Origin of the sequence: Waltera intestinalis (assembly GCF_009695995.1) — a bacterium.
GTDB lineage: Bacteria > Bacillota > Clostridia > Lachnospirales > Lachnospiraceae > Acetatifactor > Acetatifactor intestinalis.
Window position 1 is genome coordinate 22,419 of record NZ_VUMU01000008.1, and the last position, 17,743, is coordinate 40,161.

Annotated in this window: 15 protein-coding genes; all 15 read right to left on the bottom strand. The window is 47.7% G+C overall.

The genetic code is table 11. The features are described 5' to 3' along the window. Positions 1-133: 133 nt before the first annotated feature. Positions 134-1,585, bottom strand: coding sequence for an amidophosphoribosyltransferase (gene purF, locus FYJ59_RS07995; protein ID WP_328597219.1), 1,452 nt, complete (start codon positions 1,583-1,585; stop codon positions 134-136). Positions 1,586-1,642: 57 nt separating this feature from the next. Continuing rightward, entirely contained in the window at positions 1,643-2,518 is an 876-nt protein-coding gene (locus tag FYJ59_RS08000; protein ID WP_022152966.1) for a phosphoribosylaminoimidazolesuccinocarboxamide synthase, read from the bottom strand. A gap of 112 nt (positions 2,519-2,630) precedes the next feature. Continuing rightward, on the bottom strand, positions 2,631-3,416 hold the full coding sequence (locus FYJ59_RS08005; RefSeq protein ID WP_154496333.1) for an amino acid ABC transporter ATP-binding protein: 786 nt from the start codon (positions 3,414-3,416) through the stop codon (positions 2,631-2,633). Between the two features lie 22 nt (positions 3,417-3,438). Continuing rightward, on the bottom strand, positions 3,439-4,089 hold the full coding sequence (locus FYJ59_RS14085) for an amino acid ABC transporter permease (protein ID WP_022152964.1): 651 nt from the start codon (positions 4,087-4,089) through the stop codon (positions 3,439-3,441). 45 nt (positions 4,090-4,134) lie between these two features. Beyond that, positions 4,135-4,935, bottom strand: coding sequence for an amino acid ABC transporter substrate-binding protein (locus FYJ59_RS14090; protein ID WP_022152963.1), 801 nt, complete (start codon positions 4,933-4,935; stop codon positions 4,135-4,137). 109 nt (positions 4,936-5,044) lie between these two features. Next, complete coding sequence (locus tag FYJ59_RS08015) at positions 5,045-6,205, bottom strand: hypothetical protein (protein ID WP_118692246.1); 1,161 nt, start codon at positions 6,203-6,205, stop codon at positions 5,045-5,047. Between the two features lie 27 nt (positions 6,206-6,232). Further along, positions 6,233-7,102: a hypothetical protein gene (locus FYJ59_RS08020; RefSeq protein WP_154496334.1), complete on the bottom strand. Its 870-nt coding sequence runs from the start codon at positions 7,100-7,102 to the stop codon at positions 6,233-6,235. Positions 7,103-7,118: 16 nt separating this feature from the next. Further along, positions 7,119-8,357: a DUF5716 family protein gene (locus FYJ59_RS08025; protein WP_154496336.1), complete on the bottom strand. Its 1,239-nt coding sequence runs from the start codon at positions 8,355-8,357 to the stop codon at positions 7,119-7,121. Between the two features lie 35 nt (positions 8,358-8,392). Beyond that, complete coding sequence (locus FYJ59_RS08030) at positions 8,393-11,968, bottom strand: DUF5717 family protein (RefSeq protein WP_154496337.1); 3,576 nt, start codon at positions 11,966-11,968, stop codon at positions 8,393-8,395. 78 nt (positions 11,969-12,046) lie between these two features. Then, positions 12,047-12,940, bottom strand: a complete 894-nt coding sequence (locus FYJ59_RS08035; protein ID WP_154496339.1) for a hypothetical protein — start codon at positions 12,938-12,940, stop codon at positions 12,047-12,049. Next, a complete protein-coding gene (locus FYJ59_RS08040) occupies positions 12,934-13,632 on the bottom strand; it encodes an ABC transporter ATP-binding protein (RefSeq protein WP_148445685.1) in 699 nt (232 codons plus the stop codon). The genes FYJ59_RS08035 and FYJ59_RS08040 overlap by 7 nt, the downstream gene beginning before the upstream one ends. Beyond that, positions 13,629-14,036: a GntR family transcriptional regulator gene (locus FYJ59_RS08045; protein WP_154496341.1), complete on the bottom strand. Its 408-nt coding sequence runs from the start codon at positions 14,034-14,036 to the stop codon at positions 13,629-13,631. The genes FYJ59_RS08040 and FYJ59_RS08045 overlap by 4 nt, the downstream gene beginning before the upstream one ends. A gap of 234 nt (positions 14,037-14,270) precedes the next feature. After that, positions 14,271-14,933 carry an InlB B-repeat-containing protein gene (locus FYJ59_RS08050; protein WP_154496343.1) on the bottom strand — a complete coding sequence of 221 codons (663 nt, stop codon included), beginning with the start codon at positions 14,931-14,933 and terminating at the stop codon, positions 14,271-14,273. 126 nt (positions 14,934-15,059) lie between these two features. Next, positions 15,060-16,163 carry a galactose/methyl galactoside ABC transporter permease MglC gene (locus tag FYJ59_RS08055; protein WP_154496345.1) on the bottom strand — a complete coding sequence of 368 codons (1,104 nt, stop codon included), beginning with the start codon at positions 16,161-16,163 and terminating at the stop codon, positions 15,060-15,062. A gap of 12 nt (positions 16,164-16,175) precedes the next feature. After that, a complete protein-coding gene (locus FYJ59_RS08060; protein WP_154496346.1) occupies positions 16,176-17,675 on the bottom strand; it encodes a sugar ABC transporter ATP-binding protein in 1,500 nt (499 codons plus the stop codon). Between the last annotated feature and the right edge of the window lie 68 nt (positions 17,676-17,743).

Consider the following 17,743-nt stretch of genomic DNA (forward strand, 5'->3'; position numbering starts at 1 on the left):
TCTTATTTTCTAATTATTACAACTATTCCAAACCCATCCCACACATTCTCAAAACCGTATGTTACACATACTTTCCCGCTGCTTCGCAGCTAATTTTGTTCATGTGTGGTGTGGTTTTCTGAATAGTCATCTTTTATTTGTCAAAATCTCCGCGGATATCTTCCGCAGGCGGTTCCATAGGGTATTTGCCGGTAAAGCAGCCCTTACAGATACCGAGCTTACCGCCCACCAGTTCTTCCAGTCTCTCGATCTTCAGATAGTCCAGACTGTCTGTACCGATGATGTCACTGATCTCCTTCACGGAACGGTTATATGCGATCAGCTGGTCTCTCGCCGGAACATCTGTGCCGAAATAGCAGGGCCACAGAAAAGGCGGTGAGCTGACTCTCATATGGACCTCCTTCGCTCCTGCCTCCCGCAACATCTTCACGATACGGTCGGAGGTGGTGCCGCGGACAATGGAATCATCGATCATGATGACACGCTTGCCTTCCACGGCTTCCCGGATAGGATTTAACTTGACCTGTACACTGCTCTCTCTGCTCTTCTGCTTCGGCTTGATAAAAGTTCTGCCCACATAGGCATTTTTCACGAAGCCCATACCATAAGGGATTCCGGACTGCATGGAATATCCCATGGCAGCGCAGTTGCCGGACTCCGGTACGCCGATGACCAGATCCGCATCCACCGGGGAATCCATAGCCAGGAACTTTCCTGCCAGGATACGGGAATCATACACGCTGATCCCATCGATAAAGCTGTCAGGTCTGGCGAAATAAATATACTCAAAAATACATCTTGCGGTATCCGCAGGCTTCAGCACATGGCTGGTGTCGGACTCGATCCCCTTCTCCGGAGATATGGTCACGATCTCACCGGGTAACACATCCCGGACAAATTCAGCTCCTACCGTATCCAGAGCGCAGGTCTCACTGGACAGAAAATAGGTATGGTCTCTCTTACCGATACATAACGGCTTAAAACCATAAGGGTCTCTGGCGCCGATCAGCTTCCTCGGAGACATCACCACCAGGGAGTACGCTCCCTTGATCTTCGTCATGGCTCTGCCCACCGCTTCCTCTACGGATTTGGAATTCAGACGCTCTCTGGCAATATGGTATGCAATGACCTCGGAGTCAATGGTGGTCTGGAAGATAGCACCGGTGTACTCTAACTCTCTCCGCAGTTCCGGAGCATTGATCAGATTACCGTTATGTGCCAGTCCCAAAGTACCCTTTACATAATTCAATACCAGAGGCTGCGCATTTTCTCTGGTAGAACCGCCCGCCGTGGAATAGCGGACATGTCCCACACCAATATCCCCCTTTAACTTCTCGAGGTGTTCCGGTGTAAATGCCTCATTGACCAGTCCCATATCCTTGCTGCTTAAGACTTTCCCTTTCGGTCCGTTTGTATCGCTGACGGCAATACCGCAGCTCTCCTGACCTCTGTGCTGCAATGCCAGAAGTCCGTAATAGATCGTAGATGCCACATCGTGTCCGTCAAAGTCGTACACACCGAAGACACCGCATTCTTCCTTTAATTTGTCGTTATTTTCTGTCTGGATATAAATGTTGTCCGTCACTTGTAAGCCTTACCTTTCCTGCCTGCCCCCGCAAAAAGGAATACCCAAAATTATTATTTACAGATCCTTTCCTGTCAGCATCTTGTATGCCTGAAGGTATTTGCCGATGGTCTTCTCCACGATCTCCTCCGGCAGCTTCCAGCCCTTTTCGGGATTGGCTTTCAGCCAGTCACGGGCGAACTGTTTGTCAAAGGAAGGCTGGCCATGTCCGGGCTCATAGCCGTCTACCGGCCAGAAACGTGAGCTGTCGGGAGTCAGCACTTCATCTCCCAGTACCATATTGCCGTTCTCATCCAGACCGAACTCGAACTTGGTATCTGCAATGATGATTCCTTTGGTCAATGCGTAATCCGCACACTTTTTATAAATAGCGATGGTATAGTCACGAAGCTTGGCAGCATATTCTGCACCCTTTCCGGGGAAACGCTTCTCCAGATATTCCACACTCTGTTCGTAGGAGATGTTCTCATCATGATCTCCGATCTCTGCCTTGGTGGAAGGGGTATAGATGGGCTCAGGAAGCTTATCTGCCTCCTTCAGACCTTCCGGAAGCTTGATGCCGCATACGGTACCGTTCTTCTTGTAGCTTTCCCAGCCGCTTCCGGTAATGTATCCACGAACGATGCACTCGATGGGGAGCATGTTCAGCTTCTTGCACATCATGCTGTTGCCGTCAAACTTCGGCTGTCTGAAAAATTCCGGCATATCCTTAACATCAGCGGATACCATATGATTGGGGATCACATCCTCAGTCATATCAAACCAGAATTTTGACATCTGGGTCAATACAGTTCCTTTCTTCGTTACTGTGTTGTCCAAGATCACATCAAAGCAGCTGATACGGTCAGTTGCCACCATGATCAGGGTATCTCCGTTGTCGTAGATCTCACGAACTTTGCCTTCCTTGATAGGTTTCATTTCCTGTACGCTCATACCATCAGTCCTCGCATTCTTATGTTTTTCAGTCTTTTATTGAAACAGGTGTGGGCAAGATACACCCACACCTAATAGATAAACAGATTTGCGAAAAAAAATCAATATGTTTTTACTGCAACTTACCGATAAATTCCCGAACCCGGGCATTTTCCGTTGTAAAAAGTGCTTCGGGAGAACCTTCCTCCACGATCACACCCTGTTCCATGAAAATAATGCGGTCGGATACTTCTCTGGCAAACTGCATTTCATGAGTCACGATGATCATGGTCATATGTTCACTTGCCAGCTGTCTGATCACCTTTAATACTTCTGCCGTCAATTCCGGATCCAGTGCTGAGGTCGGCTCATCAAAGAACAGGATCTTAGGCTGCAGTGCCAGTGCCCTGGCTATGGATACTCTCTGCTGCTGTCCGCCGGACAACTGGTAAGGGTAGGCATCTGCCTTATCCGACAGTCCCAACTGTGCTAAAAGCTTCTCCGCCCTCGCCACGGCTTCTGTGCGGCTTACCTTATCCACATGGATCGGCGCATCGATGATATTTTTCATCACTGTATAATGGGGAAAAAGGTTAAAATTCTGGAATACCAGTCCAAAACATTTACGGATATTATGTAATTCCGCCTTCGATGCATATTCGCACTGTACTCTGCCGTTTTTATCCGTTTTCTCTGAAGCTGCCGTCTGCCCTAAATAGATCAGCTCACCGCCGTCCATTTTTTCCAAAAGCGTTGCACAGCGAAGCAGTGTGGACTTCCCGGAACCGGAGGGACCGATGATGGAGACCACCTCTCCCTTTTTCACGGTAAGGGAGATATCCTCCAACACTCCGTTTCCATCAAAGCTTTTTTTCACATGATTCATTTCTAAGAGGATTTCGCCGTCTGTCTGTTCCATATACGATACTCCTGTCTGTCACCTATCTGTAATAAGATGTCTTCTTCTCCAGGTATTCCATGAAGGATGCCACAACGAGATTAAAGATATAATAGAATACACCTGCCGCCAGCAACGGAACCACACTGGTCTGTGCTGCTCCGATCTGCTTCGCCACTGTAAACATCTCCGCGATGGAAATGGTAAATGCCATAGAAGTATCCTTGACTAATGTGATAGTCTCATTGGTCACCGGCGGAAGCACCCGCTTCACCACCTGCGGCAGAATGATCTTCACGAAAGTCTGTGCCTTACTGTAGCCCAGTACCTGCGCAGCCTCATACTGTCCCACCGGAATAGATTCGATCCCCGCACGGTAGATTTCCGCAAAATATGCTGCATAGTTGATCACGAATGCTACGATCACCGCCGGGAAACGATACCCCGTTCCCACGTGCATGCGGAACACATAAAAGGGTGCGAAATACACCACGATGATCTGCAGCATCAGAGGGGTTCCTCTCATGATGGATATGTAAATTTTGGAAATAATGCGGATCACCTTACATCCCGACATTCTTCCGAAGGCTACGATCAACCCAAGAGGAAGGGAGAATAAAAGGGTCAGTACAAATATTTCCACCGTTATCAGAAAGCCCTCTGCCAGCTGGGCACTCATGGTCAGCAAACTCATGAAATCTACTCCTTAATTATCCTGACTTACATCAATTAGCTTTTGTTATTTACCGAGGCAGACACTGTCGGTCAGTCCCCACTTTTCAGCGATCTGTGTGAAAGTACCGTCTGCTGCCATCTCATCGAGGGTCTTCTGCACGGTATCTCTTAACTCATCGTTACCCTTTAAGAAACCAACGGCGTACTGCTCTACTGCCAGCTTGTTGTCCTCACCCTGCAGCATAACGAACTTCCCTGCTTCTCTCTGGGCGATCTGGTACTGTGCCACACCGATATCGATAGCTACGGCATCTACCGCACCCTGCTCCAGATCCATGAAAGCAGTGTTATAATCCGCATACTCGATCAGCTGTGCAAAGGAATCACGCAGTGCAATGTTATCACTGTTCTCTTCATCATTCAGTGCAGCCAGTGCGGAAGAATCCTTCTGTACCGCTACAACCTTGCCTGCCAGCTCTTCCTTATTCTGTACACCGGAAGCTGCTGCTACGACGAACACCTGGCTGTTATCCACATAGGGCTCGGTCCAGGTGTAGGCATCCTCTCTGCCGTTCATGGTGAACCCGTTCCAGATACAGTCAATGGCTCCGGAAGAAAGCTCCATATCCTTTGCATCCCAGTCAATGGGCTGCTTTACCAGTTCCCAGCCCTGTCTCTTGCATACTTCCGCTGCCAGATCCAGGTCAAAGCCTACATATTCTCCATTGTCATCACGATATCCGTAAGGGGGAAATTCCGCATCAAAACCTACGGTAAATGTCTTATCAGATCCTTTAGAACCACAGCCGGTAAGAACACCTGCTGCCATGCTGATCGCCAATAATGCCACTAATACTCTTTTCATAATACATCCTCCCGTTCTGCCACTCACTGTTGGCCGCATTGTATACTTTAGCATGGTAAATTGCTAACACGGTGTCATAGTAACATAACGGGAGGGTCTTGTCAATTCTTTATCGGTCGTAACGTTCCACCATCGAGAGAATTTCCTTTGCATATCTGGGGTATGCTGCTGCTACATCCTTCACTTCGTTCCTGGCGGTCTCCGCCACCTCCTGGTTGTAATCCATCTGTTTGCGGAGCGCCTGTCTTCTCTGAATGAGTTCATGTCGGATTTCCACCATTTCGCGTTTATCCAAAAGAGCTGCTGTCTGACCGATCCAGCGTTCCGGCATCTGTACCCGATAGTTAGACAGCTGTTCCACCAGTTGCTTCTGGTAATATTCGATCTTGGCTTCCGCCTCCGCGAACTGTTTCCGTTCTTCCTTTTCATCCTGGTACATTTTCCACAGCTTTTCCAGTCTGGCTGCACTGTCTGTATTATATTTCAGATACAGATATTCCATCAGCTGACAGTTGTTCACATACCGGATCTTTACTTTGTTCTGCAGCTGGATCAGTTTATTGATGGTCTTCTCCACACGCTGCAATTCCCTGTCACTGTCCATGTATTTGATACACACATAGGAGATTGCCACTGCGCCGGCGCCTACCGCCAGGAAATATCCCACGTAAGTATCCATTTCAAATGCAAACTGCAGAACAGCCAGCATGATCACGCACACGATCAATGCCGTCAGGAAGATCACCGCCATTCCCCTCTGATTGTTCATCAGATTCTCCAGTTCATTTCTGCGATATTCATAGGCATGCCGTTCTCCATCCAGTCGATGCAGATCCTGTCGTACCAGATTGCCGTATTTTTCGCCTTCCCGGATCTTCTGAATCCCTTCTTCGATCTCATCTTCTCTTTTACGGATGGCATAATAATCCGCATCTTTCATCCGGTTTTTCTTCTCACGATATTTACTGCGTTCCTGTTCCAGCGCAGATATTTTACCTGCGGTACGGTTGATCTCCCCTCTCTGCTGTGCAGGTAACGCCTCAATCTCTTCCATATCCGTCAGGTACGATGTTACCAGTGTATATTCTCCGGTGAGCAGATCGATCTCCCTGGAAGCTTCCGCTATCTGCTCCAGGCAGTTCACAATGTAACGTTTCCGCTGATCTTCCTCTTCAAAATTTACACCGTTACGTGTATAGACCAACTGTTCCCAGTCATCCTCTTCCACCGGCTCTGTTTTTTTCTTAAAAAAGCGTTTCCACCACGCCATAGTTTTCTCCTGTCCGTTCTGGTCCTGTTATATGCTGACACTCGTCCGATAACTGTTTTTCAATGCTGTGATGAGTCTCTCATTTTCCGCATCGTATTTCTGTCTGTCATTTGCGCGCCATTCTCTTCGCAGTTTCAACTGCCGGAATTCCGGCTGCTGTTCCCATTCTCTCCCGAATTGTTCCATACTTTTCTCCAGTTCCAGCGATTCTGTATAGAATTCCGGGTTCCGGGCCGCAAATGCCACATAAGCATCTTCCGAAAGCTCCATGCGTTTTGCCGCAAGATAAGCATCCAGATGGCTTCTGTCCGGATCCGCCTGCCATGCCTCACGAAAATACTCTGCCGCCTTATCATAAAGCATCAGTCCGGTAAGGGCCACGCCTTTATTATGCAGGATCGCCGCCCTGACTTTTCCGGCCGGAAGCTCTCTTCCTTCTCTCTCCAGATCACTCCAGGTTTCCAATAGCATATCATATCCGCGAATGGCCGCGGCATATTTTCTTTTTTCCACCATATAGTCGATCTGGCTCTTACGTTTCTCCAGGTTGCTGAGTCCGGATCCCTGCTTCAGCACCTGTGCGACTGCCTGCAGCTCTTCTTCCCCATAGATTCCCACATACTGCAGAATCGTCAGCACGAAAACACTCAGTGACCCCTGTTTATGTACCATGGGGTACAATTGCTTTGCCAGTTCTCTGACCCTGCATTCCTCTCCGATCCAGTCCACCAGTTTATCATTCATGATAGACATATCCAGAAGAAACGCATTTTCCTTCAGGCAATAACACAGTTCCTCCATGCAATAGACCCGGATCTCCAGTCCTTCTATATTATAGGCTGTTTCACAATATTCACCTACACACAGACTTGCCTTCATTTCCATTCTCATCTCCATCCATCTTCATCTCCGGTCAGAGTTCGATCTCTTCCTTCCAGATGTGATGTGTTGCAGCACGAAATGTGCCAAATCCCAAATCCTCCAGTTCTACCTTGAGGTGTGTGTCATCCCGCATTTCCACGCTGATCCGCAGGCGGATGATTCCCTCCTGTAATTCTTCCGGTACGATTCTGGCGATCCGGTTCCCCTTGCCGGTCAGGGAAGTGATCAGGATCTCCACAGCTCGTCCCTCCAGCAGATAGAATTCCATGGTATTTTTGGCTTCATACCAGTTGATTCCGGCATCCAGCAATGCCTGGTAGGATTCCTCTCCCTGCCTGAGAACCTTCATTCCGATATTGGATTTGAGTTTATCTCTTCCCAGAAACACATGATTTTTACCGTTTTCCCCGGGAGTCATTCTCTCCATCATGCCATAACAGGCACCCTTGCTGAACAGATTATTGCCTTGGAAAACTCTCCTCCCCTTACACAGATAGCGCAGGGATTCCTTCATCCAGTCCCGGGAAAAAGCTTCACCGATCAGATATACCGAAGATATCATCTGATTTTCACACAGTTTTTTCGCGATCTCCTGCATTTTCTCATCGGATTCCGGTACCGGGAAAGGAAATTCCCTCTCCTCCATATATGCCACTACAGGTGTGGTATGCCGGTTGCATTCCATGCAGTAGGTACGTATGGAAGCCTCTCCATATTCGCATAATATCGTCTTATGCCGCCACAGTTCCTCCGGCTGGTACAGATTATAGTAATAAAAGCTCTCCACATGACTTTGGAAGCAGATCTGATCCGTCTTCAGATGAAGTCCCTCTGTGGCCGCTGTCAGCACTTCCAACATCCGATGATCCAATTCTTCGCAGGTGATCATCAGGGCACCGATACGTTCCGTATTTGTCACCTGAGATAAAAGACCCAGACTTCGTTTCAGGAAAAGCGTCAGTAACGCCACCGGATCAATCGGTGCGCCGTCGATCTGCACCGGTTCTCCGTCCCTGGCCAGCTTCAAAAGGTTCTCCACCAGAATTCCTTCTTCCTCCCCGGCATATCGTATTGCTTCACTTCCGTAAAACCACTGGTTGACTCCCTGTCTCTTACTGAGCGCCAGCGGAATGGTATAGACCGAAGATCCCGCTACGGAAGACAATGTTCTGATCTCTTCCTCACTACCCGTAACATAGCAGCTGATCTGCGCATATTTGTTGCCAAGATCATATCCGACGATTACTTTTTCGCTTCCCGGCAGTCGCATCTTCCTTCCGCCTCCTCTCTGTGGTCTGTCTGATCTTACTGCAGAGTGAACAGTCTGTGATCCAGATATTCTCTGCGGTAATATTCCTCCAGAAGATGATCCAGTGTATCATCATCCTGCAGCGTCATACTGATCATCATATCATTGACAATCTCGTATTTACTGTCTGGATTATCATTCATGATATCACTCTTCTGTAAGCTTCCGCTCTCCGTCAGTTGTTCTCCGTTTGCGGATTCTTCCATAATATAATACTGAATATTCTCACCAAAAAAGAGCACAAACTCTTTGAAAAATACTCCACTGTATACTTCCTGCATGTATTCCGACAGATAATCCTCTGCCTGTCCGTTCTCATGCAGCATCACATAATGAATTCTTGCCCGGACACCGCCTCTGGTATGATACTCCACAATGGTCTTGTCCTTTAGTTCCTGCAGCTCGGGAAAGCAGTCCTTATATTCCCGGAAAAAGTTCAGATGAATATGCTCTTTCATCATTTCCTGCAGGAAGTCCCAGATCAGCAGCTCATCTTCTCTCTCCAGCCTGTCTCTGTTCTCCGCATAGAATTTCAGATATGCCAGTTTACAGATTCTCTGTGTCTCTTCCCCCCGCAGATAGCAATTACGGATTTCATGAAAAATGTATTCCTCCGTCAGTTTTTCTCTGCAGAAGTAATCATAAGAGCTCTGGATCAGAACCGCCTCTTCGATCTCCTGTCCGGCTCCCTGAGATACGTAATAGCGGAAAATATCCAGCCGTTCTCCCACAAATGCACCGGAAAACAACATCTGTACCAGAATTTTCTCACTGAGTTCATAGCAGTCTACTTCAAAAGATCTGGCTGCTTTCCAGATATCACGCAGCTCTTTCGTCGTTCCCTGTACATAATGAGACAGATACTCCAAAACATTTCCGTTGTATTTTCCTCTGCGAAAAACAGACAATGCCGCCGCATATAAGGCAGGTTCTCCGTCATGTACGGACTGTGAGATCAGCGCATCCGTCAGGCGCAGCAATATTTTGGCTTCCGCAAAATACGGTGTATACCGTTCGATCCACTGATATGCCTTCTCATAATTCCCACGCAGTATCAGGAAACGCAGTACGGTCTCCCTCTGTTCCACCGTCAGGTGTTCTCCATCAAACTCCTGCAGATATTCATCCAATGCCTGCACATCATCGGCATCAAAATAAGCCTGCGCCAGCTCTACCGCTATTTTATGCCGCAGCTTCGGCTCCACGGCATCGGATGCCGCAAGTCTTGCCATACGCATTAACTTTGCGGAAGACATAGCATCTTCTCCTCTGTCATTTTCTGCAAAATACAGATCCAGTTCCACAGTATCCGGCACATAATGTTCCAACAGCCGCAGATATTTTCCAGGCACCAAAAGCTTCTCCAGCGTGTATTCCACATTTTTCAGGAATCTGTTCCCATAGGCATCCTCAAATGCAATGGTATAATCATTTCCGTAGATTGCTACCCATGAGATACCGTTCTGCAGTAAAGTCTCCGTCATTTTCAGGTTGCCCGGCTGACCGACGATCACCTTGCGTATTCTATTATCTTCCACCCGTACCAGATGTGCAAAAAGAAGACGGGAAAGCGGCTTTGCCATTGTCTCCGTCACAATCGCGGGTGTCAGGAATTCCTGATACAGCACCGCCAGATGTCTGTTAATGTGCTGTTTCTGAATCTGATCGATGACAAACCGTTCGATACGCGGTTCGTAATGTTCATACAATTCTTCGTATTCCGCCCTGTGTTTCAACAGATACGCATATAAAAAGGCACTGTGTTCGTAATCCAGATTGTTCTGGAACGAGAAATACATCAATATTACCTTCGGCAGTTCCGTTACGGAATCCATATCTATCGAGGCCATATAATATTCATACAGATTGGTGATCCGCAGATGGCTTTCCACACCCTTCTCATACCAGCCAAAAGCATCCGTACCGGTCTTGCCTCCTTTGATCAACAGACTGCAGATTTCCTGCAGGATACGTACATCTTCTTTTTTCCCGTATACTTTTTTCAGAATTCTGCACAAAAGCGGCGAATATTCCCGCACTCTGCCAGACAGATACAGAAGCTGCTCTAACAGGCTGTCACTGATCGCCTCCTGTCTGGCGCCAAAATGTAGCACCTGCAGTTCAAATCCGTTCAGCTTCCGCAACAATGCAGGATTGCTGTTCAGAAGTGCCAGTGCCTCCAGATAGATGACCGGACTGGTACATCCATACTGATATTGCTTCTCCAGAAACAACCATTTTCCGGAAGCAGACCGGTTATACTCTTCCGACAGATACAAAAGCAACCACGCCACCCGCCATCTGGTCCTGTCATAGCGATAGATCTGCTCCACCTGTTCTGCCATCTGCCTGGTATACTGGGGATCTCTGTGGATCAGTGTCGTCAGATACAGATAATATGCCCACAGATCCCCGCCGGCAGCTTTCTGTTCCTCCAGCATATCCGCTGCATGATCCAGAATCCAGCCGGCTTCATTGTATCTCTCTTCGGTGATCAGAAGTTGTGCCTGAAACAGTCTGGCCGATGCATCCCGTTCATCCATAGTCACCATACGTTCCACCAATTTGCCAGTCTCTGCCAGCCAGGTACCTGTTCCGATCTTACGTAATCTAAAATCCTCATAATATTTCATGATCTGAGCTCTGCACTGCATATGACTGTGGTCCGCATGCCGCACCACCGTCATATCCCCCAGCTGTACCGTCACCGGGATCTCCAGCGACGTATAAGCATTGTATATATAGATCCTGCCGAAATTTTTACCGGGCCTGCATATACTGCTGTCGATATAGACCGGGAGTCTGCACCTGTTTCCCAGAAAATCGTCATCACTTAATGTTTCTTTTTCTGTGAAGACAAACTCTCCCTCACATTCGATCTGTAAATCGGTATATCCCCAGCCGTTTCTGACAATATTCAGGCTGTTCTCCGTCACCCCGTAATTACCTTCCGCTCTGGAAAGCTTTTTCACCAGTTCCTTTTCCTCTATCAGAAACTCTATCTGCTGTTTTTTATTGATACAGATCAGAAATTCCTCCACGTTCTGCTCATTGCCCTCATAGGCGGACAGCATACGATAGCAGCCATAAAAATGTTCATCATTCCCCTGGAACAGACGCCGAAAATCCGGATCATAGAATAACCGTACCGCTTCCGCCCAGTTACTTTTCGCAAGATTAGCAAAATGAAACAGATTCCTTATGGTACCGATGGAAGAATTCAATACGCCATGCTCCACGGTCACCACGAAAGGCAGATTGTATTCTCCCCTGTTGCTGACTACAGAAAAAGAGCCCTTCACCACATCCCCTTCCTCCAGATTCTCTCCATGGAAGCAATAAAAAATTTCTGCATCGGAGCCGGTAAACTGGTCTGTTATGCATTCCATCAGCAGATGGTCCGATATTACAGATCCTTTTACATAGCCTTCCGATGCAGAAAGGATGTGAAAAGAGCCTTCGTACGCTGTTCCCTGAGACAGGGAAATCTCTATTTTAGAGCAGGAGAATTCCAAAGAACCATTCTCATAATCGAAGTTTCCTCCTAAAATTCTATCAATTATCTCCTGCATATACCTTCACCCGTTCCCTGTTGTCAATTTGGATTTATTATACCAAATTTCGTACGTAAGGGCAAGGTGCCATACCTGTTAGTCCAGGTTTAATTTTTTATTCATGATGTAATAAGATACTCCGTACATGATCGCTGCCAGGAGCAGGCTGGTGATCACATTAATATCATAGGCCGAATTGGCACTCACCGAGATTCCACTCTGACTGCTCATGACATTTGTACCAAACATGAAAGCACTCTGTACAGTGCTGCCTATGATGGAAGACAGGATTGTCACTCCCGCATAGGCCAGGATTCCCATGAACCCTTTATGTTTAGAAGACAACTGGCCGATCGTCAGGGCTCCGAACAGAGTGACCATAGTAATGAAAGGTCCTACTACATAGGTTAAGAGCAGTGTGATCCCATAATGCAGCAGATTGATTCCCATCTCGTCTTCATATGCTCTGCCAATCTCATAAAAAGCATCCGTCAGGAATTCCCAGATATTCCCATTATATTGTGTCATTACACCACTCAGTTCACCAACATTTAAAAGTCCTGTCATCAAAGACACGACCAATGCCATCACTGAGATACCAATGCCTATCGTAAGAAACAGATACCAGGCGCCGGAGACCAGTACCTTGCTTAAGAACAGTTGGTTTGCCGTCACCGGCAGAGTATGGGACAGATAGCCTTCATCCGTATACATGCTGCGGTAAAAGCGGATTCCCAGGAAGATCAGCATGCCCCAGGTGGACGCCAACAGCATGATCACATACAGGATCAGTGTTGCCACAAAGGAAGAGACTACAAACCAGCTCTGTGCCGCATTTATATCATTGCCGTCCACAATTTCCGTTACCAGTCCTCCCGGCATGCGTAATACCACGCAGCCGATCACGGTGACTACAAACATTCCAAGAAGCATCAGTGTACCTGCTCTCCAGATATTTTTCCATTCATATTTCATCAACTTTCCTAACATGCGAACACCTCCCTGAAGTAAGCATCTACAGACTTCCCCTTCTCTTCTCTGATATTGTCAACAGAGGTATACAACACCAGCTGACCGTAGCGCATGAAGATCACTTCATCCAGTACCTGCTCCACATCCTCGATCAGATGGGTGGAGATCAGTACCGTAGCTTCGGGATTGTAGTTGTTGATGATGGTGCGCAGAATATAATCTCTCGCTGCAGGATCCACACCGGCAATCGGCTCATCGAGAATATACAGGCTGGCATTCCGGCTCATCACCAGGATCAGCTGTACCTTTTCTTTTGTACCTTTGGATAAGGTCCGCATCTTCACCGTGGGGTCGATTCCAAGGCTTTTTAACATTTCTTCTGCACGTTCCCTGGAAAAGTCCGCATAAAAGTCCTGAAAATAATCCAGGATCTCCCTGATCGTCTGATTCATAGTCAGGTATGTGCGGTCCGGGAGATAGGCCACCTTACTCTTAGTCGCCGGTCCCACGTTATTGCCATCGATCAAAATGGTTCCTTCCGTCGGTGTCAGCAGACCGTTCAGCATTTTGATCAGGGTCGTCTTACCACTGCCGTTGGGTCCCAGCAGACCAATGATCTTCCCCTTGGGAAGACTTACGGTCAGATGATTCACGGCCACATTGGTGCCGTATTTCTTGGTTAAGTTCACGATTTCCACCAAATTATTCATTTATTTTCCGCCTCTCTTGATTGTTTACCGGAATCCCCGGTCTCTCGGGACTGCATTTTAGCCAAGAGCTCTCTGATCTCCCCGGTGTCATACCCCAGCTCCTGCATATTGTCTATAAAGCTCCTCATATGACCGGCTGCCAGCTTCTCCCTCGTATTGGAGATCAGTTCCGTATCCTCCGTAACCGTTCTGCCGCTGGTCCTCTGCGTCATGATCAGACCACTCCGCTCCAGTTCCGCAAATGCCTTCTGGACCGTGTTCGGATTCACCGCTGCCACCGCTGCCAGATCACGGACGCTGGGGAGCTTCTCTCCCGGCTGATATTTTCCGGATACGATTTCCCGCTGGATCCGTTCTACCAGTTGCGCATAGATTGGTCTGTCAGCATCTAATTCCCACGCCATTCCTATCATCCTTTCTTAATAATTTTCATTTCGTTTTTACATTTTCATATCTATTGTTTTGTTGTATTATTTGTATAATACAATAGTACGACATTATTTGCATCCTGTCAAGAGGCTTTTCTTTTATAACAGTCTGGGAAAATTGCTTTCAAAAAACAGGAACTCCCGGTCGGAAGCAGTATCTGCCTCCAGCCGGGAGTTCTTGAATTTACCGATATTGAAACAATAAACAGATCATTTCCAGATTGCTGTCAGGACATGTTCTCCTGTCATTTGGACAACGGTATCTGCGGTGATCGTCTGTCCGCTGTATTCCCAGCCGGCAAAGATGCTTCCTTCTTTGACCGGTTCCGGAAGTGTGCCATAGGTCTCACCGAAAGTCACCTGCTTGGATTCCGTGACCGCACCGTCTGCATCCGTGCCACCGTCATAGTCAAATTTCACTGTGAACTGTGCCGGTATCCAATGCGCGGTCAATGTCATATCGCCGGTAACTTTTTCCGACTGGAAATACCATAACACCGTCTCGCCTTCCTTTTCCGTATACCATCCGTCAAAGGTGTATCCGGGCTTGTAAGGTGTCTCCGGCTCCGTAATGAACTCACCGTAGCGGATCTTCTGTGCGGGCACTTCGCTTCCGCCATCCGTATCGTACATAATGTTGAATCCACCGCGTACCGCGAAGAAAATGATCATTCCCACGATCACCACGATCAAAACACCGATCAGGCCGTCCAAAATGCGGATGGGGACATCCTTGCTTCCGTAGATACCGCGGCCGAACCATTTTCCCTTCGGGCGGACCGCCTCCTGCGTCTGTCCCGCCATTTCTGACGATGCGGTGACCTCTGCTGCCTTTTCTTCTGTATTCTCTGCTGTCACTTGTTCCTGATTCATAATCTTTCCTTTTCCTAATCTGATATAAGCAATTTCTTCATGCTCATATTATTTTACTCCCCACGCAGAAAACATCCTTTGCCTGCAGGCAGGCGCGGATGTTTTCTATGCGTGTGTCTTATATCATTACTTTCTTACCAGATACTTTCTCATATCGATCGCACAGGCAACCAGAATGATAAGTCCCTTGATCACATACTGCATGTTCATGTTGATGGACAGGAAGTTCAGTGCTACGAAGATAATTCTTAAGAGGAATACACCCAGTACAACACCGCTGATCTTACCGGTACCACCTACAAAGGATACACCGCCGATAACGCAGGCTGCAATAGCATCACACTCATAGTTCAGACCGGTGTTGGCGGTATTGGAACCGATACGGGAGGACTCGATGAAACCGGTCAGACCGTACATAGCACCTGCCAGAGTATGCACCAGAATGGTAGTACGCATTACGTTAACACCGGATACCTTCGCTGCTTCCGGATTGGAACCGACTGCGAACATATTCTTACCGAAGGTTGTCTTGTTCCAGATGAACCACATAATGATAACAATGACAGCTGCCAGCCATACATAGTTGGGAATGGCGATTCTTGCTCCGCCGGCATTAAAGGATACTACGCTTCCTTTTACCACATCATTGAAATGCTGATCCAGACCGGACAGAGGCTGACCGTTATTGCCGTTGATCATGATATACATTAACAGTAAACCATATACGATCAGCTGGGTAGCCAGAGTTACAATGAAGGGATGTAACTGGAACTTCGCCACGAAGAATCCATTGACCCATCCTACGATACCACCGACCAACAGTACGATCAGGATCACCAGAGGGATCGGAAGTACCGGAAGGTTCGGGAACATCTTGGTCGCATAGGTTACGGACTGCATCAGGGATGCGGTAATACATGCGGTAAGTCCTACCACACGTCCTGCGGACAGGTCAGTACCGGTCAATACGATACATCCCGCAATACCACAGGCAATGGGAAGGTTCGCTGCGGACAGGCTGATAATGTTGACAATGGAAGCCGCCGACAGGAAATTGGAGTTCTGGATGTAAGTGTAAATAATTGCTACGATCAGCAGGATGTATAAGGCATTGTTAAGGAAAAATTCTTTCCAGTAGGTCTTCTTGTCTCTGCTGTCCAGCTTCTTGTAGTCTGCAAAATTTTGCTTTACGCCGTTAATTTTATTCTGAATTGCTTTGCCGGGATTCATACGCATATCCTCCTATACATATTTTGCAGCAAGAGACATGATCTCTTCCTGTGTCGTATTTTTGGCATCTACTTCTCCTGCCAGTCTGCCGCCGCTCATGACAAGTATTCTGTCACATACACCCAACAGCTCCGGCATCTCCGAAGATACCATCAGGACAACTTTGCCCTTGTTCGCCAGATCGATGATCAGCTGGTAGATCTCATATTTTGCACCTACGTCGATACCTCTGGTAGGTTCATCCAGCATCAGCACCTCAGGCTCTGTGAGAAGCCATCTGCCGAGGATAACCTTCTGCTGGTTACCACCGGACAATGACCGGATCTTCGTCTTCTGAGAAGGTGTCTTGATGTGCATGGCATCAATAGCCCATGTGGTGTCCTTCTCCATGGATTTATCACTCAGATAAAATCCTGCTCTCTTATGCTTCTTCAGACTGGAGATCACCGTATTCTCCCGGATATTCAGGATACCGAAAATACCGGTAGCACGACGTTCCTCTGTCAGAAGTGCAAAGCCGTTTTTAATGGATTCTCTGGCATTGCGGTTCTTCACTTCTTTGCCGTCTAATTTGATCAGACCGTCTTTTCTGGTAGCAACGCCGAAGATATTCTCCAGAGTCTCCGTTCTTCCGCTTCCGTCCAGTCCGGCCAGGCCCACGATCTCACCCTTTCTGGCCTTAAAGGACACATCCTGCAACAGAGAATACCTTGCAGTCAGATGCTCCACTTCCAATGCCACTTCTCCGGGTTTGTTCGTCTTGGGAGGGAACTGATTGGTCAGCTCTCGTCCTACCATGAGTCTGATGATCTTATCTGTGGTCAATTCTTCTGCAGGCTCCGTTGCGATCCAGGTACCGTCACGCATGACGGTTACTTCATCTGCGATCCTAAGGATCTCTGCCATCTTGTGAGAGATATAAATAATACCGCATCCTCTGTCTCGAAGCATGTTGATGATCTTAAACAGATGCTCCACTTCTTCTTCCGTCAGGGATGAAGTAGGTTCGTCGAATACAATGATCTTACTGTTATAGGATACCGCCTTGGCGATCTCTACCATCTGCCTTTGTGATACCGGCATCGTACTCATAATTCTCTTGGGGTCTACTGCGATCCCCAGTTCTTCAAAAATCTTATTGGTGTCTTCCAGCATTTTATGCTCGTTGACCATAATACCTGCTGTCATGGGATAACGGCCCAGCCAGATATTATCCATGACATTTCTCTTCAGTGCCTGGTTCAATTCCTGATGAACCATGGCCACTCCGTTGTTCAGTGCTTCTCTGGAATTCTTGAAATTAACTTCCTTGCCTTCCAGCTCAATCTTTCCTGCATCCTTACTGTAGATACCGAACAGACACTTCATCAAGGTGGATTTACCGGCGCCGTTCTCTCCCATCAGCGCGTGTACCGTTCCCTTTTTTACGGTCAGGGATACATGATCCAGTGCCTTTACGCCGGGGAATTCCTTGCATATGTCTGTCATCTGAAGCAATACTTCCTGTCCCATACGCATCCTCCTATACATAAAGAGCAGCTGCTGCCCGATGCAGCAGCCGCTCTTTTTATTTACTTGTT